Source organism: Pseudomonas sp. 05N36 (genome assembly GCF_056397385.1).
The window spans coordinates 36,412-62,746 of sequence record NZ_JBFTNH010000010.1; the positions used below are offsets into that span (position 1 = coordinate 36,412).

Sequence of the window (26,335 nt, forward strand, 5' to 3'; positions counted from 1 at the left end):
CGACCTACATTCGCTCGCCTTTAATTAGTTGAGTTTGCAGTGTGTCGTGCCGCAAGACTGCGGCAGGAGCACACCCAATGACCCTTGTAAAAGATCCGAAAAAACACGCCCGAGGCGCCACGAACGACGACACCAAGCTGTCGATGCGCGCCGCCCGTGAGGCGCAAAACGGCCTCGCGGTCACCCTCGCCAACGTCAAGACTTCCGCCGACGGCCTGACCGAGCTCGATGCCGAAGGCCGCCTGCAACGCGAAGGCTTCAACGAAGTGGCCCATGACAAGCCGCCTCATGCGCTGTTGCAGTTACTGCATGCATTCAACAACCCCTTCATCTACATCCTGATGACGCTGACTGCCATCAGCTTCGTCACCGACTTCTGGCTGCCCCTTCGAGATGGCGAGGAAACCGACCTTACTGGCGTGCTCATCGTGCTGGTGATGGTGCTGACGAGCGGCCTGATGCGCTTCTGGCAAGAACACCGTTCAGCCAAGTCCGCCGAAGCCCTCAAGGCCATGGTCCGTACCACCGCCACTGTGCTGCGTCGCGAGCAAATGGGCATGAAGCCCAAACTGCGCGAAGTACCAATGCGCGAACTGGTGGCCGGCGACATCATTCAGCTGTCGGCCGGTGACATGATCCCGGCTGACATTCGCCTGATCGAATCCCGCGACCTGTTCATCAGCCAGGCGGTGCTGACCGGTGAAGCCTTGCCGGTGGAGAAATACGACACCCTGGGCAACGTCGCACAAAAGTCCGCCTCAGCGACAGCCGCCGACCAGTCAAACCTGCTGGACCTGCCGAACATCTGCTTCATGGGCACCAACGTGGTCAGCGGCACCGCCAGAGCCGTGGTGGTCGCGACCGGCTCACGCACCTACTTCGGCTCGCTGGCCAAAGCCATTGTCGGCTCACGCGTACAAACTGCTTTCGACCGTGGGGTGAACAGCGTCAGTTGGCTGTTGATACGCTTCATGCTGGTCATGGTGCCGGTCGTACTACTGATCAACGGTTTCACCAAGGGCGACTGGACCGAAGCCTTCATGTTTGCCCTCGCGGTGGCAGTAGGCCTGACCCCGGAAATGTTGCCGATGATCGTCAACGCCAACCTCGCCAAGGGCGCATCTGCCATGGCCAAACGTAAAGTCGTGGTCAAGCGTCTCAACGCGATCCAGAACTTCGGGGCCATGGACGTGCTGTGCACCGACAAGACCGGCACTTTGACCCAGGACAAAATCATCCTCGAGCACCACGTCGACATCAATGGCCGGCGCGACGAGTCGATCCTTGAACTGGCCTGGCTCAACAGTCATCACCAGAGCGGTCTGCGCAACCTGATGGACCAGGCGGTGGTGCAATTCGCCGAGCGCAACCCGACGTTCAAGATTCCGTTCGCCTACAGCAAGATCGATGAGCTGCCGTTCGACTTCATTCGTCGGCGCCTGTCGATCATCGTCAAGGACAGCCGCGACGATCATCTGCTGGTCTGCAAAGGCGCGGTCGAGGAGATGCTGAACATTTCCAGCCACATCCACGAGAACGGTGTGGTAATTGCGTTGGATGAGCTGCGTCGCAAAGCGCTGCTGGCGATGGCCAACGAGTACAACGAAGACGGTTTCCGGGTGCTGGTAGTGGCGACTCGCGAGATCCCGAAAGCCCAGAGCAAAAACCAGTACAAGACCAGCGATGAACGCGAGCTGGTGATTCGCGGCTTCCTGACCTTCCTTGATCCGCCGAAGGAAACCGCTGGCCCGGCGATTGCCGCGCTGCGGGACATGGGCGTGACCGTCAAGGTGCTGACCGGCGACAACGCCGTGGTGACCTGCAAGATCTGCCGCGAAGTCGGCCTGGAACCCGGCACGCCGCTGCTCGGCCAAGACATCGAGAAGATGGACGAGTCGACACTCAAACTGCGGGTTGAAGAACGCACGGTGTTTGCCAAGCTCACGCCACTGCAGAAATCCCGGGTACTGAAGGCGCTACAATCGAACGGTCACACCGTCGGCTTCCTCGGCGACGGCATCAACGACGCCCCTGCCCTGCGCGACGCCGACGTCGGCATTTCGGTCGACAGCGGCACCGATATTGCCAAGGAATCGGCCGATATCATCCTGCTGGAAAAGAGCCTGATGGTGCTCGAAGAAGGTGTGATCAAAGGTCGCGAGACCTTCGGCAACATCATGAAGTACCTGAACATGACTGCCAGTTCGAACTTCGGCAACGTCTTTTCGGTGTTGGTGGCCAGTGCCTTCATCCCTTTCCTGCCGATGCTAGCGATCCACCTGCTGCTGCAAAACCTGATGTACGACATCTCACAGCTGGCGCTGCCGTGGGACAAGATGGACAAGGAATACCTGCGCAAACCACGCAAGTGGGACGCCAAGAACATCGGGCGCTTCATGCTGTGGATCGGGCCGACCTCGTCGATCTTCGACATCACCACCTTTGCCCTGATGTGGTACGTGTTCTCGGCCAACAGTGTTGAAATGCAGACGCTGTTCCAGTCCGGCTGGTTCATCGAAGGCTTGCTGTCGCAGACGCTGGTGGTGCACATGCTGCGCACCCAGAAGATCCCGTTCTTCCAGAGCACCGCGGCCTTGCCGGTGATCCTGATGACCGGGCTGGTGATGGTGCTGGGCATCTACATCCCGTTCTCGCCACTCGGCACCCTGGTTGGTCTGCAACCGTTGCCATGGCAGTACTTCCCATGGCTGGTGGGCACTCTGCTCAGCTACTGCGTGTTCGCCCAGTTGATGAAGACCTTCTACATCCGCCGCTTCAAGCAGTGGTTCTGATGCACTGAACACCGCAATCCCTGTGGGAGCGAGCTTGCTCGCGATAGCGGTTGCACATTCAACACTTGTGCTGCCTGTCAGTCCGCCATCGTCGGATCGCCGCCCGGAGCCGGCTCGCTCCCACAGTTTTTGTGTTCGCCGCATCTTTACGCCGCGATCCGGCTTTCGGGCCATCAATAAATGAAACAGCAAAGGGAGAGTCCTCATGTCGGGAACTACTCTATTGATCAACCTCGCCGGCTCCATCGCACTGATGCTCTGGGGCACCCATATGATTTCTTCGGCGCTGTTGCGCGGCTTCGGCACGCCGCTGCGTCAATGGCTGGAAAAAAACCTCAACAACCGCTGGATGGCCGTGCTGTCGGGCGTCGGGATCACCGGCATTTTACAAAGCAGCACCGCCGTCAGCCTGATGGCGACTTCCTTCACTGCCGCCGGAGCCCTGGGCCTTGCGCCGGCACTGGCGGTGATGCTCGGGGCCAATATCGGCTCGACGCTGGTGGTGCAGCTGCTCAGTTTCGATATTTCGATCGTCACCCCTGTCGTCCTGCTGGCCGGGTTCATCGTCTTCCGCCTGCGCGATGACTCACGCTACGAGAGCGTCGGTTGCGCGCTGATCGGCCTGGGCTTGATGCTGCTGGCGCTGCGCATGCTCGGGTCGACACTGGGAGAGGTCGAAGGCACGCCGATCTTCCATGCACTCATGCACAGCCTCGATGGCGACATGATCATTGCCTTGCTGGTGGCAATGCTGCTGACCTGGATCTGCCATTCCAGTGTCGCCGTGGTGTTGCTGATCGCCTCGCTCGCCGGCACCGGTCTGCTCTCGCCCGTGACCAGTATGGCGCTGGTACTCGGCGTAAACATCGGTGGCGCCCTGCCCTCAGTGCTCAACGCCAGCTCCGCCGTGGCCCGGCGTTTGCCGGTCGGCAACCTGCTGGTGCGGGTCATCGGAGCGCTGGTGTGCTTGCCGTTCGTGCCGATGCTGGCCCAGAGCAGCCCGATTGCAAGCCTGACACCCGCGCTACTGGTGGTTAGCCTGCACACCTGCTTCAACCTGATACTGGCGCTGGTGTTCATCGGCCTGACAGAACCGCTGGCGAAACTGCTGACGCACCTGCTGCCGTCACCTGCACGGGACGTCGATCCCGGTATGCCGCTCTATCTGGATGAGTCCGGCCTTGCGGTGGCGAACATCGGCCTGTCCAACGCGGCGCGTGAAGCCCTGCGGCTGGCCGACATGCTTTCGATCATGCTCAACCGCGTGCTGCAACTGTTCCAGACCTCGGACCAGCGCAACGCCGATGAGGTACGGCAGATCGACCAGTCCCTCGATCTGCTGAGCGCAGCGATTCGTGCCTATCTGGCGGACATCGGCCAGGAAGGCATCAGTGACAGCGACGCCGATCGCTCGCAGGAAATCCTGATGTTCGCGATCAACCTGGAGCACGCCGCCGACATCCTGTCCACCAGCCTTGCGCAGTTGGCGGCGCGCCGACTGCGGCGCGGTGAAAACTTCTCGGCCTTCGAACTGGGCACGCTCTATCCGCTGCACAACGAACTGCTGGAAAGCCTGAGCCTGGCGATTACCGTGTTTCTTCGCGAAGACCTTGCAACCGCCCACTATCTGGTCAACCGCAAGGAATCGGTCAGAAGGCTCGAAGCTGCGGCCAGCCGGGCACACTTTCGTGCCCTGCGCGAAGACAAAAGCGCCTGGGCCGAGTCCGGTGATATTTTTCAACGGCTGCTGCGCGACTACCGACGCGTGCATCACCACATCGCGGCGCTGGCCTATCCCGTACTCGAACGCGCCGGGGAACGCGATATCGAGAGCAGTTGCCTGGCAGATGTTCATCCGCAACGCTCTGACGACAAGGATGAACTGCCATGCGCGTCCTGATCTGTGCCGGGCGCTATTACGCCGACACCCGTACCTGCCGCCGAGTGCTGGAAGCCTTCCAGTGCCTGCACGAAGTGCGCGTGCTGATCCACGGCGGCAATCAGTTTCTGGGCGGAGACATCGAAAACTGGGCCCGGGAACTGGGCGCGAACATCGTGCGCTACCCCGCCAACTGGCAACTGCACGGCAAGCTGGCGGAGCGCCTGCGCAACGGCTTCATGCTGCAAGACAGCCGACCCGACATCGTCATTGCGCTACCCGGTGGGGAGGACACTGAAGAGCTGATCGCGCAGGCCAGGGCGGCCGGCATTCAAACGTTGCAGATGAACGAAAGGGTTTAACCTGCCTTAACTGTACATCCATACAGATAAAGGTTGATCCACGCCGCTGTACCCCGCATGCTGTGCACCTTCAAACCCTGATGACTGATGGTGGTTATGCAGCTGTTTCTCTGTGAAAAGCCTTCCCAGGCCAAAGACATTGCGGCCGTGCTCGGTGCCAGCCGGCGCGGCGACGGCTGCTGGCTGGGAACGGGCGTCACAGTGACCTGGTGCATCGGCCACCTGCTGGAAACCGCGCCCCCGGATGCCTACGACGCCCGTTATAAACGCTGGGTCCTGGAAGACCTGCCGATCATTCCCGAAAAATGGAAGATGTTGGTCAAACCCAAGACCGCCAGCCAGTTCAAAGCCGTCAAACGGCTACTCGGCGAAGCGGATGAACTGGTGATCGCCACCGACGCCGACCGTGAGGGCGAGATGATTGCCCGTGAGTTGGTGGAGCATTGCCGCTATCGCGGGCCGATCAAGCGCCTGTGGCTGTCGGCGCTGGACGATGCGTCGATTCGCAAGGCCCTGGCGGCACTCAAACCCGGCGCCGAAACCTTCAGCCTCTATCACTCGGCACTCGGGCGCTCGCGTGCCGACTGGCTGATCGGCATGAACATGAGCCGCCTGTTCACCCTGCTCGGGCGTCAGTCCGGCTATCAAGGCGTGCTGCCGGTGGGCCGGGTGCAAACCCCGACCTTGCGTCTGGTGGTCGATCGCGACCGCAGCATTGCCGACTTCGTGCCCGTGCCGTATTGGGCCATCGACGTACAACTGCTGCATGACAACATCCCGTTCACCGCCCAATGGCGTGCGGCGTCAGACGTCTGCGACGAGCAGGACCGCTGCCTGAATCAGGCGCTGGCCCAGGACGCGGCCACGGCCATGCGCAACGCCGCCAGCGCGCGGCTGGTCAAGCTGCGCACCGAGCGGGTCCGCGAAGCCGCCCCGCTGCCGTTCGACCTTGGCACGTTGCAAGAAATCTGCTCGAAAAAACTCGGCCTCGGCGCCCAGGAAACCCTGGATGTGGCCCAGGCGTTGTACGAAACCCACAAAGTCATCACCTACCCGCGCAGTGACTGCGGCTACTTGCCGCTGAGTCAGCACAGCGAAGCACCGGGCATTCTCGCCGCCCTTGGGCGGGCCGACCCGGGCCTTGGCGAGTTGCTCAAGCACCTTGAGCCACAACGCCGGTCGCGAGCCTGGAACGACGCCAAGGTCAGCGCCCACCACGGGATCATCCCCACGGCGGCGGCGAAAAACCTCGAACGCCTGACCGGCAAGCACCGGGCGGTCTACACCTTGATCCGGGCGCGGTACCTGGCGCAGTTCCTGCCCAATCACGAATATGACCGCACCCAGGCTGACTTCGACTGCGCCGGGCAAGCCTTGCGTGCAGTGGGCAAACTGATTGTCGAGCCAGGCTGGAAGCGCGCACTGCCCGAAGCGTTGGCGCCGGCGAAAGGACGGGAAGCACCGGCGCCGCAGACGCTGCCGGCACTGGCTCAGGGGTGCGACTACGCCGTCGACAACGTAACGCTAAAGGACCTCTGGACCCAGCCACCCAAGCCGTTTACCGAAGGTGACCTGATCAAGGCGATGAAGAATGTCGCCAAACTGGTGGAAGATCCGCTGCTCAAGCAAAAGCTCAAGGACACCACCGGCATCGGCACCGAGGCGACCCGCGCCGGGATCATTCAGGGGTTGCTGGATCGAGGCTATCTGATCAAGAACGGCAAGGCCCTGGCCGCCACATCGCCAGCCTTCAGCCTGATCGACGCCGTGCCCCGGGCCATCGCCGACCCCGGCACCACCGCCATCTGGGAACAAGCCCTGGACATGGTGCAAAGCAGCGAAATGAGCCTTGAGGAATTCGTCGCCAAACAAGCCGCCTGGATGAGCAAACAAGTCGGCCGCTGCACCGGCCTGCGCCTCACCATCAGCGGCCCGGCAAGCCCGGCCGGCAAAGGCGCAGCGCCGTGGAAGAAAAAACGCAAGACCACCCAGCGCAAAACCGCACCTGCCACCAAACGTAAAGCAAAACCGGCCCTGTAGAGCACGGCTTGCCGGCGATGGCGATCTCACAAGCCCCATCGCTGGCAAGCCATGCTCCTACGACGGCGGGCGGTCGCTATCGGCTGTCCGCACATTTCTTTTGAAAACGCAAAAAAACGAACACCCAATTACAGGGGCACGCCCGTAGCAGCTGTCGAGCCTGCGAGGCTGCGTTCGGCTCGGTCCGCGCTCGGGCGCAGCAGTCGTAAAATCATGCAACACGTTCCGTCAGGTAAACCGCGTACACCGGTTTGGCGAGGACTGCGTCCGAACGCGGCCCGCCTCTAACGCAGCCTCGCGGGCTCGGCAGCTGCTACGACGGGTGTTTAAGCTTGCCTACGCAGTGCCCATCAGAGGCTACAACGCCTTGCGTCACAGCCTACACCTACGCCAGAATCCGCCGGCTTGTGCGCTTTGGTCCTCGCCTCTATTGTTTCCGTGTCACTGCCCATCAGTGATCGGGTTTAGTAGCCCGCGTTAACTTTCCAACGGTTGCATGAGCGTCATCCAGTCAGGGCTTCCCTGCACTTGATGGTAGCTGTGCGCATGGCGCCCTCGGGCGCGCCGGTTTTGGTGGGTTACCCGGTCTACTAACTTGCGCACAGCTGCCACCCTTTCGTTTAGTAGCGCAATGGGGCAGCCCTACTTATGGATGACCCCCAATGTTCAAACCTACGCCGAACCCTCCCGAAACCGATCCGGTTTCCCCCTACGCCTCCCTCGATTCAAAAGAACTCCACGCCGCCGCACACCGTGCGCTCGACCATTACCTGGTGTTGCCTGAAACCAAGGCATTGTTAACCGACCGACGCCCCGGCTGCATTTTCGTCATCGCCCCCGACGTCGACTCTGAAACCCTGCTGGCCCACGCCTGCGAAACCCTCGCCTCGGCCAATGTCATGGCCAGCGATCTGGCGTTCGACCTCGAAGGCCCCAAGCGCAACACCGCGCTGGCGATTCAACAGATGATTTCACTGGCCGAACTCGCCGTAAATCGCGCACTCGACCACCTCGATCCACCGGAATAGCGCCCAACGCCGTGGGGATCTTGTGGGAGCGAGCCTGCTCGCGATGACGGTTTTACATTCAGCATCAATGGTTGATGTCACACCGCTATCGCGAGCAGGCTCGCTCCCACATTCGATCCTTGCTGTTTCGAACTTTGTGTTCACTTAACTGACCGGCATTGGGCCAAGCTCGATCACTAGAACACCGACCAGCCAATGCGCTGGCTAAGCAACTCCAGCGCTGCCATGCCGGCCAGTGAGTTGCCTGCCGGGTTCAGTTCCGGTGACCAGACGCACACGGTAAAACGCCCCGGCACCACGGCCACGATGCCGCCGCCTACACCACTCTTGCCCGGTAGACCGACGCGATAGGCAAAGTTACCGGCTTCGTCATACAGACCGCTGGTGGCCATGATCGAGTTGACCTGTTTGGTCTGGCGCGCCGTGAGGATCTGTTCGCCGCTGTGCTTGCAAAACCCGTCATTGGCCAGGAAACAGAAGGCCCGGGCCAGATCGACACAGCTCATGCGCAGCGCACAATGGCTGAAGTAGCTGCGCAGCACGGCTTCCACATCATTATGAAAGTTGCCGAAGGATTGCATCAGGTAGGCCATCGCCGCGTTGCGCGCACGGTGCTGGTACTCCGATTCGGCGACTTTGCTGTCGACCATCACTTGCGGATTGCCGGACAACCGCCGCACAAAATCGCGCATCGACAGCGCGGGTGCGGCAAAGCTCGACTGGTTGATGTCGCAGATCACCAGCGCCCCGGCATTGATGAACGGATTGCGCGGTCGACCGCGTTCGAACTCCAGCTGCACCAGCGAGTTGAACGGCTGGCCGGAAGGCTCGTGACCGAGTCGCTCCCAGATCGCTTCACCGGAATGCTCGATGGCCTGCACCAGGCTGAATACCTTGGAAATACTCTGCACCGAAAACAGCGTGTGGGCATCGCCGGCGCAATACAGCTCGCCGTCATTGCCATACACCGCAATGCCCAACTGATCGGCCGGCACACTGCCCAGCGCAGGAATGTAATTAGCCACCTTGCCCTGTCCGATCAGGGGGCGAACCGTGTCAAGAATCTCGTTCAACAACGCTTGCATGCCGGCTTCCGAATTTACGCCCCGTACCACCGCGGGGACACAGACGCTAGACGCCACAAACGCACGTCAGAGCACAGTTTTTCGCTCAACTGCCAACCCCACGCAGTAGACCGGATAACAACTATCCTGCATCGTGTTGTGAAACCCGGCAACCGGAGCGCTGACCATGTTCGACAGCCCCATCCGCGAACAGCTTGACCACCTTCAGAGCCTGATGGCCGAGCAGCCGTTGCTGGTGCTCACGGGCGCCGGTATCAGCACGGCGTCGGGCATTCCCGATTACCGCGACACCGATGGGGTGCGGCGCGGTCGGCAGCCGATGATGTATCAGGAGTTCCTGAAAGCACCCGAGTCACGCCAGCGTTACTGGGCACGGGCGATGCTCGGTTGGCCACGAGTTCGGCAAGCGCGGCCGAATACTGCCCACGCAGCCTTGGCCACGTTGCAAGCGCAGCAGCAGATTGCCGGGCTGATCACCCAGAATGTCGACACCTTGCACGATCAGGCCGGCAGCCCGGACGTGATCGAGTTGCATGGCAGCTTGCACCGGGTGTTGTGCCTGGATTGCGGCCAACGCAGTGACCGGGACTCGATCCAGCGCCTCATGGAAGCGCAAAACCCCTATCTGGCGGGTGTCGATGCGGTTCAGGCACCCGATGGTGACACCCTGCTCGACCCGGCCTTCGAGTCGCACTTTCAAGTCCCCCGTTGCCCAAACTGCGAGGGTGAGCGAATGAAACCGGACGTGGTGTTTTTCGGTGAAAACGTCGCGCACGCCACCGCCGCCAAGGCCATGGCCGCTGCCGAGCAGGCAGCGGGTTTGCTGGTGGTGGGGTCATCGTTGATGGCATTTTCGGCATTTCGCCTGTGTCGGGTGATCGCCGACCGCGGCAAACCGCTGATCGCTATCAACCTGGGCAAGACTCGCGCCGATGAATTGCTGGACATGAAAATCGAGGCGTCCTGCGAACAGCTATTGCCGCTGCTCGCAGAACGCCTGAGCCAATTCAGGCCATTTCTGCCTGTTTGACCTCGACCGTTTGTTTCACCTCAAACCGATCCGCCAGGAACGGTGTGATGTCCAGCGGCAACGCTTCGTTGTTCACCAGTTTGTCGAGCAACACGCCGGTGATCGCCGAAGTCAGGATGCCGGTGCGGAAATGCCCGCAGGCATTCAGATAGCCCTGTACCCCTTTCATCGGCCCGAGAATCGGCAGCTCATCCGGTGAGCCCGGCCGCAACCCTGCCCAGCAGCGCTTGAGATTGATGTGTTCAAGCTCTGGAATGCAGCGGATCGCGCCTTGCACCAACCCATAAATTTCCGGGTAGGTGGTGGTCACGTCGAAGCCTTTGTCTTCGGTGGTGCTGCCGATCAGGATCTCGCCGTTGTCCTTCTGCGCCAGGTAGCAATCACTGGTGGTCAGGCAACCGCGCAAGATCTTCGGCATGCGCTCGGTCAGCAAGATCTGGCCCTTGACCGGACTCACCGGAATACGGATGCCGGTGGCTTGCTGGCTGAGCTCCGCGGCCCAGGCACCGGCAGCGTTGATCAAGGTGTCGCAACGGAACTTGCCGGCCTCGGCAGTCTGCACCCCGACCACCCGCGAACCCTGGCGCAACACCTCAGTGACGTTGGTGTTGAAGTACAGGTCGACGCCATTCTGCCGGGCGCCTTCGGTGTAGGCGTCCGCCAGGCGGAACGGGCTGACCTGATGGTCGCAGAGAAACTCCAGCGCCCCGCGCGCTTCATGGCTGACGCTCGGTTCGGCCTCGCGCAGCGCGGTCTGGTCGAGCCAGCGCACTTGATCGGCAAGATGTGGAATGCAGGCGACGATGTGCTCGGCGTACAAGCGGTCCTCATCGTCGTAGATCACGAACTTCAACCCGGTTTTTTCGAACTTGAAATCCATGCCGTGCTTTTCCTGCAACTCGCGGTGCAGGTCCGGGTACATCGCATTCGATTGCAGGGCAAAGTCAAAGAACGAATCCGGCAGGATGTGCGGCGTGCTGGAGTCGACCGCCACCGCCGCGCCCTGGGCTTCGCGCTTGCGGTTGGCCGACATCATGCGAAAGAAGATCACCCCGCAGCCGAGCCCCACCGACTCGCCAATCGCCCAGAGGCCACCGGCCGACGCACGGGTCGCGTTGCCGGGGCGCTTGGCGTCGATCAGTGCGACTTTCAGGTTTTTGCGTTTCGACAGTTGATAGGCGCAAGAAGCCCCGATCACACCGCCACCGGCAATGACCACATCGTAGAACTTATTCATGATTCAACGCATCCGTGCCGAGGTTCTGGAAAGCCGAAAAAGGAATCGGCTCGATGGGAAAACGCGGTCGCAACCAGCCCACATCCTGACGCCCGGTGGCTTCACGCAAGCGGTCGCTGCAATAACCGACACACATCCGCCCCTGACAATCGCCCATGCTCACCCGCGTGCGCATTTTCAGGCTGGCCATGTCTTGAACGCCCTGGGACAGCGCACGATCGATGTCGCCCCGGGTGGCGTTTTCACAACGGCAGATCACCGTGTCGGCAGCCGGCAATGCGATCTGTCCGGCACCGCGTTCGGTGTAGCGATCCACCGCCGCGCGAAAACGCACGATGGACTTGAGCTTCGCCAGATAACGCTCACGCAACTGCAGCGCCTTTTCGCTGCTCAGCACATTGCGCTGCACAAGGATCGACAAAGCGGCGATTCGACCGCTGAGCATCGCTGCTTCTCCACCGCGAATCCCGCCCATATCACCGGCCAGGTGAACGTGCGGTTCGCTGCTTTGCTGCCAGATATTGGCCGTGGCGCGCAGATAACCGTCATCGCTGAAGCCATGCTCCAGGCCCATTTGCTGACTGAGCTGGGTACGCGGAATAAAGCCATAACCCACCGCAAGGGTCTGCGCCGGCACCTGTTCGGCGCGACTCAGGTCTGGCTGCCAGTTGCTGGAATACGGTGCGACCGTCACGCTGCGTAACTCGCCCTCGCCTTGCGCCTCGACCACGCCCCAACCGTAGCGCATCGCAATTCGGTGCAGTTTCAGATAGGCGAGCATGCTCAGCCCGTCGAGGAACAGCTGCGGTTTGTTCAGCAGGGCCAGGCTTTCCTTGGCGATCTTGCCAAATGCGCAGGCCTCGAACACACCGGCGACCTTCACCCCGCTGGCATGCAATTGACAGGCAACCAACGGCAACAACGGACCGGTACCGGCGATCACCACCGGGCTTTGCGGCTTGACCACGCCACTCTTGATTTGCAGTTGCAGACCGCCCAGCAGTATCACTCCCGGCAACGTCCAGCCGGGGAACGGTACGCTGCGCTCATGGCATCCGGCGGCGAGCAACAACTGCGGGTAGGTGATTTCCTGCACGCGTTCGTCAGCGTCCAGCATGACCAACGCCCGAGTCCCTTCTGCACCGACAACCCGCGTGTTCAGACACACATCGATCAGCGCACAACGGTCCTGAAAGTCGCCATGCAGTTTGGCCAGGGACTCGGCGTAACGCGGCCCCAGATAGTCCAGCTGTACGCCGTCGCGCAACGGCCCGCGATACACCACGCCGCCCAGCCGCGAAGCTTCCTCGAGCAAGGTGCAGTGCACGCCGTGTCTGGCCAGTTCAATGGCCGCCGCCATACCCGCCGGGCCACCGCCGACGATGACTGGATGCAGGCTCATAGTGCCTCCTGCTCGGCAATACGGTTGACCGCCGTTTCGACCTGCATGCCCGGCTGCACCAGCGTCTGGCAGGCGCGACGTTTGTGTCGGCCGTTGATTTTCACCAGGCAGCATTGGCACACGCCCATACCGCAATAGGCCCCGCTGATCTGATCGTGATCGTTACGTGCGACCTGACGCACACCGAGGGATTGAATGACCGTCAGCACCGTTTCGCCGATCGCGGCGCTGACCGGCTGGCCATTGAGTTCGATGGTCATATCCGCCCGCATGAGCGGCTGGATATCAAAGGTACGGTATAAGCGTTGCATGGCATGTTTCATCCGTGAAAAGTCATTGAGGGGTATCAGCATCCTGTTGCGCTCGTGCAGCGACGCAACTTCGCTGCGCCAAGGCAATGTAGACGACAGTGCCACAAGGTCCTTGATTTTTTACGTTACGTGATATGCCAATGCGAAACATTGATCCAGGCCAGTGAACTGCGCCGCGCCGACTTCTGTCACACCTATGGAACGTCGCGTCTGTCTGAAGGCGATCTACCCTGCATGAAAGTTTTTTCAGAACCCTCGCCGGCATTTCTTGGCACACTGTCGCCCGTGTATTTCACTTACTCTCAGGCAAGCCCCATGACCCGAATCCTGACCATTGAAGACGACGCCGTCACTGCACGGGAGATCGTTGCCGAACTGAGCAGCCATGGCCTGCAGGTGGACTGGGTCGCCAATGGTCGAGAAGGCCTGGCGCGGGCGGTCAGCGGTGACTACGACCTGATCACCCTTGACCGCATGCTGCCGGAGCTCGACGGCCTGGCGATTGTCACCACCTTGCGAACCATGGGCGTGTCGACGCCGATTCTGATGATCAGCGCCCTCTCCGACGTCGATGAACGTGTTCGCGGCTTGCGCGCCGGCGGTGACGATTACCTGACCAAACCCTTTGCCACCGACGAAATGGCCGCCCGGGTCGAAGTCCTGCTGCGTCGCCAGAACACCGTCAAGGACTACACAACGACCCTGCGCGTGGCTGACCTTGAGCTCAACCTGATCAGCCGCGAAGCCAGTCGCGGCGGACAGCTGCTGAGCCTGCTGCCGACCGAATACAAACTGCTGGAGTTTCTGTTGCGCAATACCGGACAGATTCTCTCGCGGATGATGATTTTCGAAGAGGTCTGGGGCTATCACTTCGACCCCGGCACCAACCTGATCGATGTGCACATCGGGCGTCTGCGCAAAAAAATCGACCTACCGGGCCAACTGCCGCTGATACGGACTGTGCGAGGCTCGGGTTATGTCATTGCTGAACCCGTCTAAAGGCTGGCGCTCCTCCAGCAGCCGCTTGCTGGCGCTCTACAGTGCGCTGTTTGTGGTCTGGAGCGGCCTGCTCATGGGGGTGATGTATTACGAGGTTTCCAGCTACCTGGAGAACCTTGCCAAACATTCGCTGATGCAGCGCCAGCACCTATTTTCACGCTTCCACGGTGATCAGCTGGATGAGGCGCTGATCGCCAGTATCACCTTCGACCAGCGCGGTATCGATGCCTATGGGCTGTTTGACGAACAGCATCGTCCCCTGCACGGGCTGATTCGCAGGATCCCCGCCGGCCTGCCGCTGGACGGCAAGATCCATTCACTGGGCGACTGCGCCGACCCGGATGACGCCAGCCTGCCATCCGACAGTTGCGACGCGGTGGCGACCCACACCCTGGATGGCCGCTGGCTGGTCCTGGTGCGTGATAACGGTTCGTTATTTGCGGTCACGCGGATCATCCTGCATGCGCTGTTCTGGGGAGTCTCGCTGACCATCATCCCCGGCATCGCCGGTTGGCACTTGTTGCGTCGTCGGCCGTTGCGGCGGATTCGCGCCTTGCAGGCGAGCGCCGAAGCCATCGTCGCCGGCAACCTCAACCACCGTTTGCCGCTGTCCAGCCGCCGCGATGAGCTGGACATGCTCGCAGCCATCGTCAACGCCATGCTCGAACGCATCGAGCGCCTGGTGAACGAGGTCAAGGGGGTTTGTGACAACATCGCCCACGACCTGCGCACCCCGCTCACCCGGCTACGCGCGCAGCTTTACCGCATTCAACAGCAAGCCGTCGAAGGTTCTGCCGAGGCGTTGCAACTGGATCAGGTGATTGCCGAGACCGACACCCTGATGGCGCGCTTTCGCGGGTTGCTGCGGATTTCCGAACTGGAGGATCAACAGCGGCGTTCGGGCTTTGTGGTGTTCGATCCGTTGCCATTGCTGCAGGAGCTGTACGATTTTTACCTGCCGCTGGCCGAAGAAGGTCAACTGAATTTAAGCCTGCAAACACCACAGACCTTGCCGGCGCTGACCGGCGACCGGGCGTTGTTGTTTGAAGCCCTGTCGAACTTGCTGAGCAACTCGATCAAGTTCACCCCGGTGGGCGGTCAAGTGATTGTGCGGGCAGTCGACAATGCCGGCAGCACACGCATTGAAGTACTCGACTCCGGCCCCGGCATCCCGGCGGACAAACGCACGGCGGTGTTCCAGCGGTTCTATCGCGTCGACGACAACGCCAAGAACGGTGGCTTCGGCCTCGGTTTATCGATTGTCGCGGCCATCGTGAACCTGCACGGATTCGCCCTGGACGTCGGCAGCAGCGAACTCGGCGGCGCCCGCCTGACACTCGATTGCCGCCAGCGGTTACTGCCCGCCGACTAATTCCGCGCTTCTGGAAGCAGACCGCACCACCCCCACCGGCTTGGCCGGGTACCTGAGGGAACGCGGGATCGATACGGTGTTCATGGTTGGACTTGCACTGGATTTCTGCGTGATGTTCTCGGCGCTGGACGCCCGCGCAGCCGGGCTCAATGCCTCGGTGGTGCTGGACGCCTGCCGGGCGATCGACCTGAACGGCTCGCTGGCTTCGGCCATGGAACGGATGGACCGGGCTGGGGTGGGGTTGATCACGGCTGCTGAGGTCATACTTTGATCGTTACCTGCCGAACCCCGTAGCAGCTGTCGAGCCCGCGAGGCTGCGTTCGAGGACGAAGTCCTCGCAAATCCTGCGTATGCGGTTTACCTGAAGGAACATGTTGCATAATTTTACGACCGCTTCGCGCTTGAACGCAGCCTCGCGGGCTCGGCAGCTGCTACGGATCGCGTTATGGCTTCAAGCCAAGAGAGATCAAACCGGGGTCGGCAACCACAACCGGAACCGCGCCCCGCCCAGCGGTGAGGTTTCGGCCGTCAGTGTGCCGGCCTGGGCTTCCAGGGCCCGGCGGCTGATCGCCAGCCCCAGGCCAAACCCGCCCGTGGCGCGGTCGCGGCTGCGGTCCAGGCGATAGAAAGGTTCGAAGATCCGCTCGCGTTCGTCTTCCGGAATGCCGATGCCGTCATCGTCGACGCAGATTTCACAGCCTTTCGGGCAGACCTGCACGCCGATCTGAATCCGTTTTTCGCAGTAGCGCATGGCGTTGCGCAGCAGGTTCTGGATCGCTCGGGCGGTCAGGCGCGGGTCGAGGCTGAAGCGTTCGAGCTGGCCGTGCAGCAAGACGTCGATGACGATGTCCGGCGACTCCAGTTCTTCATCGACACTGCCCAGAATGCTGTCGATAAACTCATCCAGCGACACGTCCACCTGCTCCGGCACCCGTGCCGGATTCTGCAGGCGGCTGTAGGAGAGCAATTCCAGCACCAGCTCGTCCAGTTCGCGAATGTGTGCAACCAGGCCCTGCAAACGTTCGCGGCTGGCGGCTGGCAAGTCGTCGGACAATGCCAGTGCCAGACCGAAATCCAGTCGGGTCAACGGCGTGCGCAGTTCGTGGGACACCGCGTTGAGCAAATCACGTTGCTGGTTCAGGAGGTTTTCGATATCGCCGGCCATGGTGTCGAAAACGTTGGCCAGGCTGCCAATATTCGAACTCGGCGGGATCTGTGTGCGCTCGCTCAAGTGGCCCTTGCCAAAGCGCTCGGCGGTATTTTTCAGGCGTTCCAGATCGCGCCAGTGCGGCCGCAGCCAGATCAACAGGCACGCCAGCAGCGCGCCGCCGATCAGTACGTTGATGCTCCAGTACAACAAATTCACGTCCAGCGGATCCGGCGGCACCACCAGTTTCACCGACAGTTGCTGATCCAGCGGCGAGACCGCCAGCGTGCGCCAGCCCCAGTCGCCCATGCGGATGACGTTTTCACCGTGCTCCAGACGCTCACGTTCGTAGGGGGTGAAATCCGCGTCGTCATTGCGCACCAGTGCCACATGTAACGGGCTGAAGTCCTGGTCCAGCTGCGCGGCCAGATGGGTCCATTGCTCGGTCGGTACTCCGTGAAACTGTTTAGTGATCAGCTTCTGCAAGCCTCGGGAGTGATCAAGGTTGTAGTTCACGAATCGGTCATGAAAGGCCTTGATCACCAGATCCGGGATGAAATAAATCGCCGCGCTGAAGGTGACGATGGTGATCAGGTAGAGGCGGATCAGAATGCGCAGCATGCTCAGCATTCCCACTCGGAGCGGCTGAACAGATAGCCCTTGCCCCATACGGTCTTGATCTTGCGCGCTTCACCCGCATGGTCGTCGAACTTGCGCCGCAGCTTGGAGATCGCCACGTCCACCGAGCGGTCGGTGCCGTTGAATTCGATGCCGCGCAGGCGTTGCAGGATCTGGTCGCGGCTGAGCACTTCACCGGCGTGGCGAGCCAGTACCACCAGCAAGTTGTATTCGCCGCTGGACAGTTCGACCAACTGCTCGCGCCAGGTCACGGTGCGCTCCGACAGATCGATGCAGAGGTTGCCCATCAGGATTCGGTCGCTGGCAGTCTGCGGCTCGTTCAGGCTGCTGCGTCGCAGCAAGGTACGCACCCGCGCCAGCAATACCCGTGGCTCGCACGGCTTGGTGACGTAATCGTCGGCGCCCATCTCCAGGCCCAGCACCTGGTCGTGACTGTCGTCGCGGGCGGTCAACATCAGGATTGGCAGAGTCGCCGAATCGGCGCGCAGCAAGCGACAGACCTGCAGACCGTCGAGGCCCGGCAGCATCAGGTCGAGGATCACCAGATCCGGCGGATCGACCCGCGCCCGTTCGCGCACATGGTCGCCACGGCTGATCACGCTGACCTGATAGCCATTGCGTTCAAGGTAGCTGGCAATCAATTCAGAGAGTGCGGAATCGTCTTCGACCAGGAGGATGTTGGGCATGGGTGTTTCCAGAAAGTACGGTGGCGTCCGATAAACCGCTATCGCGAGCAGGCTCGCTCCCACAAGGGATCTGGTGTGGACACAGATTCTGTGAACACCGCCGACCTACTGTAGGAGCGAGCCTGCTCGCGATAGCAATCTACCCGTCGCAATAGATATCAAGCGTCCAAGGATATACGCCCTCACGCGTGCCTGAGTAAAACCCTTACACAATTTCACACAGCACCTACAAAGCTTCACCGCTACCCTCGCCTGCGCCCAGTAGGATGCTGGGGGTCATTATTGGGGTATTTACATGTCAAAGAACCTGTTTGCGAAGCTCAGCCTGATTGCCTTGGCAATGACGCTGAGTGCGTGCGACAAGTCCTCCACTGCCGAAGAAACAGCGCCGCTGGCCACGGTGCGGATCGAAACCATCGAAGCCCGGCCGCTGTCGATCAGCAGCGAGCTGAGTGGGCGGGTCGCCGCACCGCGGATCGCCGAAGTCCGCGCCCGGGTGGCCGGTGTGGTCCTGCAACGGACCTTCCGCGAAGGCAGCGACGTCAAACAGGGCGATGTGCTGTTTCGCATCGATCCGGCACCGTTCAAGGCTGATCTGGACAGCGCCCAGGCGGCGCTGCGCAAAGCCGAGGCCAATGCCTTTCAGGCACGCTTGCAGGAACAGCGTTACGCACAGTTGATCGAAGGCAACGCCATCAGCGGCCAGGATTACGACAACGCTCGCGCCGCTGCCCGGCAGACCGCCGCCGAAGTCGCGGCCAATCAGGCGGCTGTGCAACGGGCGAAACTGAACCTGGGTTACGCCACCGTCACCGCCCCGATTTCCGGGCGGGTTGGCCGTGCGCTGGTCACCGAAGGCGCGCTGGTCGGGCAGAACGAAAGTACGCCCTTGGCGCTGATCCAGCAACTGGACCCGATCCACGCCGACCTGACCCAGTCGACCCGTGAACTCAATGCATTGCGCCGGGCCTTCCGGGCCGGGCAACTGCAGCAGGTCGGCCAGGACCAGGCCAAGGCCACGCTGATTCAGGACGATGGCAGCCTTTATCCGTTGCCGGGCAAGTTGCTGTTCGCCGACATCAGCGTCGACCCGGGCACTGGCCAGATCATTCTGCGCAGTGAATTCCCCAACCCGGACCTCGACCTGCTGCCAGGCAGTTTCATCCGCGTGCGCCTGGAGCAAGCGGTGAATCAGCAAGGCATCAGCGTGCCGCAACGGGCGATCCTGCGTGACAGCGCCGGCATCGCTCAGGTGCTGTTGCTCGACGCCGACGCCCGTGTCAGCCAGCAACCGGTGCAGCTCGGTCAGGTGCAGAAGGATCGCTGGATCGTCACCGGCGGCCTCAAGCCCGGCGACCGCATTGTCATCGAAGGCCTGCAGCACGCCCGTCCCGGCGAGAAAGTAGAAATCGACGACACCCCTCTTCCCCTTGCCCAGGTCACCGGGCAGTAGGCAGGACGCAGACTTTATGCCGCAATTCTTCATCGACCGCCCCGTGTTCGCCTGGGTGGTCGCACTGTTTATCTTGCTGGCCGGCGCGCTGGCTATCCCGCAGCTGCCCGTCGCGCAGTACCCCAACGTTGCCCCGCCGAAGGTCGAGATCTATGCGGTGTACCCGGGCGCCTCAGCGCAAACCATCGACGAAAGCGTGGTCAGCCTGATCGAGGGCGAGCTCAACGGCGCCGACCATCTGCTGTATTTCGAATCCCAGAGCAGTCTTGGCACCGCGACCATCACCGCCACCTTCCAGCCCGGCACCGATCCGGAAATGGCCCAGGTTGATGTGCAAAACCGGCTCAAGGTGATCGAGTCGCGCCTGCCGCAAGCGGTGACCCAACAAGGTTTGCAGGTCGAGAAAGTCTCGGCCGGCTTCCTGCTGCTGATCACCCTCACCTCCAGCGACGGCAAGCTCAATGACGTGGCGCTCAGCGATTACCTGGCGCGCAACGTGATGAACGAGATCAAGCGTCTGGACGGCGTCGGCAAGGCTCAGCTGTATGGCGCCGAACGGGCCATGCGGATCTGGATCGACCCGCAGAAGCTGATCGGTTTCAACCTGACCCCGGCCGACGTCAACGCAGCGATTGTTGCGCAGAACGCCCAGGTCTCGGCCGGCAGCATCGGCGATTTGCCGACCCGCACCACTCAGGAAATCACCGCGACGGTGCTGGTGAAAGGTCAGTTGTCGACCCCCGAAGAGTTCGCCGACATTGTGCTGCGGGCCAATCCCGACGGTTCCACGGTGCGCGTGGGTGATGTGGCGCGGGTCGAAATCGGCAGCCAGGAATACCAGTTCTCCACCCGCCTCAACGGCAAGCCGTCGACAGCGGTCAGCGTGCAGCTGTCGCCCGGCGCCAACGCCTTGAGCACCGCAACGCTGGTGCGCGAGAAGATGGACGAGCTGGCGCGCTACTTCCCGGCCGGCGTCGAATACAAGATTCCGTACGACACCTCGCCGTTCGTCAAAGTCTCGATCACCAAAGTGGTTTACACCCTCGGCGAGGCGATGCTGCTGGTGTTCGCGGTGATGTTCCTGTTCCTGCAGAACATCCGCTATACGCTGATCCCGACGTTGGTGGTGCCYGTGGCATTGATGGGTACTTTTGCGACCATGATGGCGCTGGGTTTCTCGATCAACGTACTGACCATGTTCGGCATGGTGCTGGCGATTGGCATTCTGGTCGACGACGCTATCGTCGTGGTCGAGAACGTCGAGCGGATCATGCTCAACGAAGGCCTGTCGCCCAAAGAAGCAACACGCAAAGCCATGAGCCAGATCACCGGGGCGATCATCGGTATTACCCTGGTGCTGGTGGCGGTGTTTATCCCGATGGCGTTCATGCCGGGCTCGGTCGGGGTGATCTACCAGCAGTTCTCGCTGTCGATGGCGACATCGATTCTGTTCTCGGCGTTCCTCGCCCTGACACTCACTCCGGCACTCTGCGCCACGCTGCTGAAACCGATCGCCAAGGGCGAACATCACGCCAAGGGCGGTTTCTTCGGCTGGTTCAACCAGCGCTTCGAGCAGATGACCGAGGGTTATCAGCGCTGGGTGGTCTACGCCCTGAAACGCAGTGGTCGTTATCTGCTGGTCTATGGCGTGTTGTTGATTGGCCTGGTGTTTTGCTTCAGTCGCCTGCCCTCGTCCTTCCTCCCGGTCGAAGACCAGGGCTACACCATCACCGACATTCAACTGCCACCGGGTGCCAGCAAGAACCGTACAGTGCAGGTGGTCGAGCAGATCGAAGCGCACAACGCCACTGAACCCGGTGTCGGCGACAGCACAGTGATTCTCGGCTTCAGCTTCTCCGGCAGCGGCCAGAATGCGGCCCTGGCGTTTACCACGCTCAAGGATTGGTCGGCACGTAGCCGTGATGATTCGGCAGCCTCTATCGCTGATCGCGCCAACGGCGCCTTGAGTCAGATCAAGGACGCCGTGGCCTTCTCGGTGCTGCCGCCTCCGGTTGACGGCCTCGGTACGTCGAGCGGTTTCGAGTTCCGCCTGCAAGACCGCGGTGGCCTGGGTCATGCGGCGCTGATGCAAGCGCGCAGTGCCTTGCTGGCGGCTGCCGAGAAAAGCCCGATCCTGATGAACGTGCGCGAAAGCGCCCTGGCTGAAGCACCGCAAGTGCAACTGGAGGTCGACCGCAAACAGGCCAATGCCTTGGGCATTTCCTTTGCCGATATTGGCAACGTGCTGTCCACCGCCGTCGGTTCGGCGTACATCAACGACTTCCCCAACCAGGGGCGGATGCAGCGGGTGGTGGTTCAGGCTGAAGGCGATCAGCGCAGTCAGGTTGAAGACTTGCTGAAGATCCATGTGCGCAACAATGCCGACAAAATGGTGCCGTTGTCGGCGTTCGTCCGTGCCACGTGGACCCAGGGCCCGGCGCAGCTGACGCGCTACAACGGTTACCCGGCGATCAGCATTTCCGGTGAGCCGGCACCCGGCCACAGCACCGGYGAAGCCATGGCGGAAATCGAGCGCCTGGTCGCCCAAGGCCCGGCGGGGTTGGGTCAGGAGTGGACCGGGTTGTCGTTGCAAGAGCGCTTGTCCGGCAGCCAGGCACCGATGCTGCTTGGCTTGTCGTTGCTGATCGTGTTCCTGTGTCTGGCGGCGCTGTACGAGAGCTGGTCGATTCCGACTTCGGTGCTGCTGGTGGTGCCGCTGGGGGTGCTCGGCGCGGTGCTGGCGGTGACCTTGCGCGGAATACCCAATGACGTGTTCTTCAAGGTCGGGCTGATCACCATCATCGGGTTGTCGGCGAAAAACGCGATCCTGATCATCGAGTTTGCCAAGAGCCTGTACGACGAAGGCCATGACCTGATCGACGCCACGGTGCAAGCCGCACGCTTGCGTCTGCGACCGATCATCATGACCTCGCTGGCGTTCATCCTTGGCGTGGTGCCGTTGGCGATTGCCACCGGCGCCAGCTCGGCGAGCCAGCAAGCGATCGGCACCGGGGTAATCGGCGGGATGATCACCGCGACCATGGCGGTGGTGTTTGTGCCGGTGTTTTTTGTGGTGGTGATGAAGTTGGTGCGCAAGCGACATAAGAGCATCCAGGCAACAACACCAACCTAATGTGGGAGCGAGCCTGCTCGCGATAGCGGCGTAAAAGCCAACATAGATGTTGGATGTTACGGCCTCATCGCGAGCAGGCTCGCTCCCACAAGGGCTATCGTCTGCCTGCTGACGGTGGTCACAACAGACCGCGCTGGGCTAAGGTGTTGCAAAGCCCTGACGTATCGAGCCTCCATGCCACACCTCCTGCGCACCCACCCTCGCCTGACCACTGCCACCCTGCTGGGGGTAGCGGTCAGCCTTCTGGTTCCGGCCAATTCGATCATCAGCAAAATCCTTATTGGCTGGAATGCCGGCGTCTGGACTTATCTGATACTGATGCTCTGGCTGACCATCCGCGCACGGGCCGATGATGTAAAACGTATCGCCGAAGTCGAAGATGAAAACGCCGGCATGGTACTGCTCATCGTCTGTATCGCGGCTATTGCCAGTCTCGCCACCATCACCCTGGAACTGGTCGGCAGCAAGGATCTGGAGACCAGCCGACGGCTATTGCACTACGGCTTCACCGGAATGACGGTAATCGGTTCGTGGTTGTTGGTCGGGGTGATCTTCAGCGTGCACTATGCCCGGCTGTTCTACACTTGGGATGGCAAGGAGCCGGCGTTGCGCTTTGCTGAAGGCTTGAAAAACCCCAACTATTGGGACTTCCTGTATTTCTCGTTCACCATCGGCGTGGCCGTGCAAACCGCCGATGTCGGGGTGGCCACACGCAGTTTGCGCAAGGTCGTGCTGGCCCAGTCACTGATCGGTTTTCTGTTCAACACGGCCATCCTTGGCTTTTCGATCAATATCGCTGCGGGGTTGTTCAGTTGATGAAAACCGGGGGAAGTCATAATGACTTTCAACTAGCGGTTATAGGCTTTTGAAATAACACTTCATACGCATAAAACCTCTTGATAACAACCCACACAAAACACCCACTGTAAACTGGTATATCTGACAGTTTACAGAATGACGCTACTGAGCTCTGATGAGTTAATCCATGAGTTAGCGATGGTTACCTATTTGTGGATTCTTTGTTAATTGCCAGGGAGAAAGCGATCATGAGCGTAGCCGCAAAAAAAACCAGCACAGAAGATTACTTCGACGTCACGTTGGAGGGTGCCCCCCCATTTACAGCTAGCGGGACGACACTGCGCAGCAGTACAAGCCCGAACCGGGGTGAAACCTGGGTGGTAGAAGCCACTGAAAAAGACAGTGATGAAAAGCGCTTGAGGGTGTTTTTGATCGTGTTCTCCAAGACACTTTCAAACGGAAATCATCAGGTTGGTGAAGACAAACCGGGCTTCGCCACCATTGAACTCGTTGATTACACGGACCCACAAAACCCTACCAGTAAATTAGCAATATCAGGGGATATAAACTTCCAACTCGATGTCGCAAACAGCACATTCTCAGGCGACTTTAACGCGCAGATCGAAGTGAAAGGCATCAGTACTCTCTCTACCACGGCTAATGGAGAATTCGACACCCTGTTAACCCGCGCAAACCGCTGAGCACAAAAAAGCCCTGTCTCGATAGAGACAGGGCTTTACGATAGGGACGGCGATAACCCTATTAGAACTTCAACTGAACACCCACCGTCCCGCTAATCGGCATTTCGATGTTCTTGCCTTTCATGTACTCGACCTCGGCGTGTGCACTCCAGCGATCCGACAGTTTCATGGCAACCCCCGTTCCCACTTCAAAGCGCGAACCGGAGAGATTACGGCTGAACGCATTATCGTTGACCTTGAACTCATCGCTTTTGGAAAACTCGTGGGCCAGCGCCGCCCGGACATAAGGCTTCAGCGTGCCACCGCTGGCCATCGGCATGTCACGACCTGCGGTCAGCCCGGCCTTACCCACGAATGACCAGGTCCGGTCGCCCTTGGCTTGCATGCCGTTCTCCAGTTCATAATCCTGGCCCTGAATGTATGCGGTCGACCAGCGAGTGAAGGGCTCGATGAAATAGCCAGACTTGAGTTTGATGTTACGGCCGAACTCCACGGATCCGCTCACCCCGGTGTTGCCATAATCACCCTTGGCCTTCCTACCATCACTCATCACAACGTCCGCCTTGTTCTCGAAGCGGTTCAGCTTAAGGGTGCTATCGACGTAATACCCGCGTTCACTCAACCAGGTCAGGTAGCTGCCCAGGGAGTAGCTGTCGACAGTGCCGGAACTGCCGTGGTTCAAAGAGAGGTCCGACTGGCTATAACCGGCCATCACCCCCAGCAACCACTGACCGTCGCCCAACGGTGTATCGACACCCAACGCGAAGCCTTGCTGCGTTTGCCGATAACTATCGCCGAATGCCCCACCGACTTTGTATTTGCTGCCAAAAGCGCGGCTCCAGGCCCCTGACTTGCCGGTGTTGAAGCGCACTTCGCCCATGCGTGTATGCAACATGGCGTCTTCGCCATACAAAACGGTGAGTGGCGCGCCAAACAAGGCACTGACGACCTGAGTGGAAGGACTGACGGTGCGCTTGCTCGGGTCGAGAAACCAATCGTTGCCCGAGGCACTTTTACTCAAGCCATAGGAATAGGTCCCCAGATCGACCTCATTGTTGGCATTGGCCAGCAAAAATCGCGCATCGCCACCTTGTTGTGTGCGCACCACGGTGATCGGCTCACCACTGGCCGGATCGACACCGCTGCTGGTGATCAGCAGTCGATGATCGCCGGTAGCGGTGCCCATGACCTTCAACAGATCGGTCTCACCCGTAGTGAAGTGGGTGCGCATGATAAACAGGCCGCGGCCCGACAGATTGGTGACATCCAGTTGTTTGTAGTCATTGCCATTATCGGCACCAAACCTGACAGTGCCCTCGGTGTGCAGGTCGCCGACCTGCCTGTTGCCGGTCATGGCCCATTCGGATTGATGATCGATGCCGAGCGTGGCGACGTTCTCCAGGCGCCCGGTCAACAGCGAACCTTGCTGCAACTGCACATTAGCGGTGCTGCCCGCCTCGGCGATCACATCACCCGTCAGCGAGGCCTGGTTGAAGTTCAGGTTGGCAGTGCTGTTACCGGCCACCTGAACATTGCCTTCCAGTGCACTGCTGCCAACATTCATGTTGACCGACGCCGCTCCCGCCATTTCAAGAATAGTGCCGTTGCCGCCCTTGAGGGTCGAACCGTTAATGACATGAATGTCAGTAATAGTGTTCGTTGCCCCGGCATTGTCCACAACGATCGCAGAACCGGTTTTGCCTTCCGCGCTTGAATTGTCCAGCACCAGTTGGCTGCCTTCGCCCGGGACTTCAACCTTGACCGTCACACCGTTATGGCCACCGATGATGTGAGTACTGTTGCTGGCTGAAGCGGAACCGCTGAAAAGACTCAGCCCGGTACTCGTAGCCCCGGCTCCTTCAACCGTCGAGTTCGAAAGCGTGAGCGTGCTGAAGGCGGTGACCCGCGCCCCGAGTGTCTGCCCGATAATGCGGCTACCCGTGACCGTGGCGGTAGAGCCTGTAGGAGTGCCTTGCTCGTGTGCGACTTGCAGGCCTGTATTGACGCTGGAGACAGTGCTGTCGGTAATGGTCGCGGTGCTGTTGACCAGCTCCACCCCCCCCCCCCCCGACCGCCATTACCGTTTACCGTAGCTTTGTCCAGGTTTACGTGAGAACCGTCCTCAGCAGAAATTTGCCGGGTGACTCCCCCGTTGACATTGACAGTCGATTGCAAGGCGTTGATGTCAAGCGCCTCGGTACCCTTGATGACGTTCAATACCGAGTTACTTGCCAGCGACCA

19 protein-coding genes and 1 pseudogene are annotated in these 26,335 nt (G+C 60.6%); 13 read left to right on the forward strand and 7 right to left on the reverse strand.

The window, feature by feature from the left end; genetic code table 11:
* Positions 1-77 precede the first annotated feature (77 nt).
* From mgtA to AC1DIH_RS14500, 5 genes are all read left to right on the forward strand, one after another.
* Positions 78-2,792, forward strand: a complete 2,715-nt coding sequence (gene mgtA / locus AC1DIH_RS14480; protein WP_477772185.1) for a magnesium-translocating P-type ATPase — start codon at positions 78-80, stop codon at positions 2,790-2,792.
* A 205-nt stretch (positions 2,793-2,997) separates the two neighbouring features.
* A complete protein-coding gene (locus AC1DIH_RS14485; protein WP_477772186.1) occupies positions 2,998-4,692 on the forward strand; it encodes a Na/Pi cotransporter family protein in 1,695 nt (564 codons plus the stop codon).
* Positions 4,680-5,033: a DUF2493 domain-containing protein gene (locus AC1DIH_RS14490; RefSeq protein ID WP_477772187.1), complete on the forward strand. Its 354-nt coding sequence runs from the start codon at positions 4,680-4,682 to the stop codon at positions 5,031-5,033. Before AC1DIH_RS14485 ends, AC1DIH_RS14490 begins: the two co-directional genes overlap by 13 nt.
* Before the next feature lie 96 nt (positions 5,034-5,129).
* The gene (locus AC1DIH_RS14495; RefSeq protein WP_477772188.1) at positions 5,130-7,073 is read left to right on the forward strand and encodes a DNA topoisomerase III; all 1,944 of its coding nucleotides are present in this window, start codon (positions 5,130-5,132) and stop codon (positions 7,071-7,073) included.
* A gap of 662 nt (positions 7,074-7,735) precedes the next feature.
* On the forward strand, positions 7,736-8,101 hold the full coding sequence (locus AC1DIH_RS14500) for a DUF6124 family protein (protein WP_477772189.1): 366 nt from the start codon (positions 7,736-7,738) through the stop codon (positions 8,099-8,101).
* Positions 8,102-8,277: 176 nt separating this feature from the next.
* Here AC1DIH_RS14500 and glsB read toward each other — a convergent pair whose 3' ends face one another.
* A complete protein-coding gene (glsB, locus tag AC1DIH_RS14505; protein WP_477772190.1) occupies positions 8,278-9,186 on the reverse strand; it encodes a glutaminase B in 909 nt (302 codons plus the stop codon).
* 166 nt (positions 9,187-9,352) lie between these two features.
* On the opposite strand from glsB, the gene AC1DIH_RS14510 reads away from it, so the two are divergent.
* Positions 9,353-10,216 (forward strand): NAD-dependent protein deacetylase, encoded by an 864-nt coding sequence (locus tag AC1DIH_RS14510; protein WP_477772191.1) that lies wholly within the window; start codon positions 9,353-9,355, stop codon positions 10,214-10,216.
* Here the strand turns inward: AC1DIH_RS14510 and hcnC are convergent.
* The 3 genes from hcnC to hcnA are packed head-to-tail and all read right to left on the reverse strand — an operon-like array spanning position 10,194 to position 13,166.
* On the reverse strand, positions 10,194-11,453 hold the full coding sequence (hcnC, locus tag AC1DIH_RS14515; RefSeq protein ID WP_477772192.1) for a cyanide-forming glycine dehydrogenase subunit HcnC: 1,260 nt from the start codon (positions 11,451-11,453) through the stop codon (positions 10,194-10,196). The two genes, AC1DIH_RS14510 and hcnC, sit on opposite strands and share 23 nt — an antisense overlap.
* Positions 11,446-12,855: a cyanide-forming glycine dehydrogenase subunit HcnB gene (gene hcnB / locus AC1DIH_RS14520; RefSeq protein WP_477772193.1), complete on the reverse strand. Its 1,410-nt coding sequence runs from the start codon at positions 12,853-12,855 to the stop codon at positions 11,446-11,448. The genes hcnC and hcnB overlap by 8 nt, the downstream gene beginning before the upstream one ends.
* Complete coding sequence (hcnA, locus tag AC1DIH_RS14525; protein ID WP_477772194.1) at positions 12,852-13,166, reverse strand: cyanide-forming glycine dehydrogenase subunit HcnA; 315 nt, start codon at positions 13,164-13,166, stop codon at positions 12,852-12,854. The genes hcnB and hcnA overlap by 4 nt, the downstream gene beginning before the upstream one ends.
* A gap of 315 nt (positions 13,167-13,481) precedes the next feature.
* Between hcnA and AC1DIH_RS14530 the strand changes: the two genes are divergently transcribed.
* The 3 genes and pseudogenes from AC1DIH_RS14530 to AC1DIH_RS14540 all read left to right on the forward strand — a co-directional run.
* Positions 13,482-14,165 (forward strand): response regulator transcription factor, encoded by a 684-nt coding sequence (locus AC1DIH_RS14530; RefSeq protein WP_477768979.1) that lies wholly within the window; start codon positions 13,482-13,484, stop codon positions 14,163-14,165.
* The gene (locus AC1DIH_RS14535) at positions 14,143-15,537 is read left to right on the forward strand and encodes a sensor histidine kinase (protein ID WP_477772195.1); all 1,395 of its coding nucleotides are present in this window, start codon (positions 14,143-14,145) and stop codon (positions 15,535-15,537) included. Before AC1DIH_RS14530 ends, AC1DIH_RS14535 begins: the two co-directional genes overlap by 23 nt.
* 1 nt (position 15,538) lies before the next feature.
* A pseudogene (locus AC1DIH_RS14540) lies at positions 15,539-15,808 on the forward strand (isochorismatase family protein); the annotation flags it as partial.
* Between the two features lie 195 nt (positions 15,809-16,003).
* Here the strand turns inward: AC1DIH_RS14540 and AC1DIH_RS14545 are convergent.
* Together AC1DIH_RS14545 and AC1DIH_RS14550 are read right to left on the reverse strand one after the other, a co-directional pair.
* Complete coding sequence (locus AC1DIH_RS14545) at positions 16,004-17,305, reverse strand: ATP-binding protein (protein ID WP_477772196.1); 1,302 nt, start codon at positions 17,303-17,305, stop codon at positions 16,004-16,006.
* Positions 17,306-17,307: 2 nt separating this feature from the next.
* Positions 17,308-18,009 carry a response regulator gene (locus tag AC1DIH_RS14550; protein WP_071550451.1) on the reverse strand — a complete coding sequence of 234 codons (702 nt, stop codon included), beginning with the start codon at positions 18,007-18,009 and terminating at the stop codon, positions 17,308-17,310.
* A 295-nt stretch (positions 18,010-18,304) separates the two neighbouring features.
* On the opposite strand from AC1DIH_RS14550, the gene AC1DIH_RS14555 reads away from it, so the two are divergent.
* From AC1DIH_RS14555 to AC1DIH_RS14570, 4 genes are all read left to right on the forward strand, one after another.
* The gene (locus AC1DIH_RS14555; protein ID WP_477772197.1) at positions 18,305-19,462 is read left to right on the forward strand and encodes an efflux RND transporter periplasmic adaptor subunit; all 1,158 of its coding nucleotides are present in this window, start codon (positions 18,305-18,307) and stop codon (positions 19,460-19,462) included.
* A 16-nt stretch (positions 19,463-19,478) separates the two neighbouring features.
* The gene (locus AC1DIH_RS14560) at positions 19,479-22,595 is read left to right on the forward strand and encodes a multidrug efflux RND transporter permease subunit (protein WP_477772198.1); all 3,117 of its coding nucleotides are present in this window, start codon (positions 19,479-19,481) and stop codon (positions 22,593-22,595) included.
* Between the two features lie 174 nt (positions 22,596-22,769).
* On the forward strand, positions 22,770-23,411 hold the full coding sequence (locus AC1DIH_RS14565) for a DUF1345 domain-containing protein (protein ID WP_477772199.1): 642 nt from the start codon (positions 22,770-22,772) through the stop codon (positions 23,409-23,411).
* A gap of 230 nt (positions 23,412-23,641) precedes the next feature.
* Positions 23,642-24,094 carry a hypothetical protein gene (locus AC1DIH_RS14570; protein WP_477772200.1) on the forward strand — a complete coding sequence of 151 codons (453 nt, stop codon included), beginning with the start codon at positions 23,642-23,644 and terminating at the stop codon, positions 24,092-24,094.
* Between the two features lie 61 nt (positions 24,095-24,155).
* Here AC1DIH_RS14570 and AC1DIH_RS14575 read toward each other — a convergent pair whose 3' ends face one another.
* A complete protein-coding gene (locus tag AC1DIH_RS14575; protein WP_477772201.1) occupies positions 24,156-26,150 on the reverse strand; it encodes an autotransporter outer membrane beta-barrel domain-containing protein in 1,995 nt (664 codons plus the stop codon).
* Between the last annotated feature and the right edge of the window lie 185 nt (positions 26,151-26,335).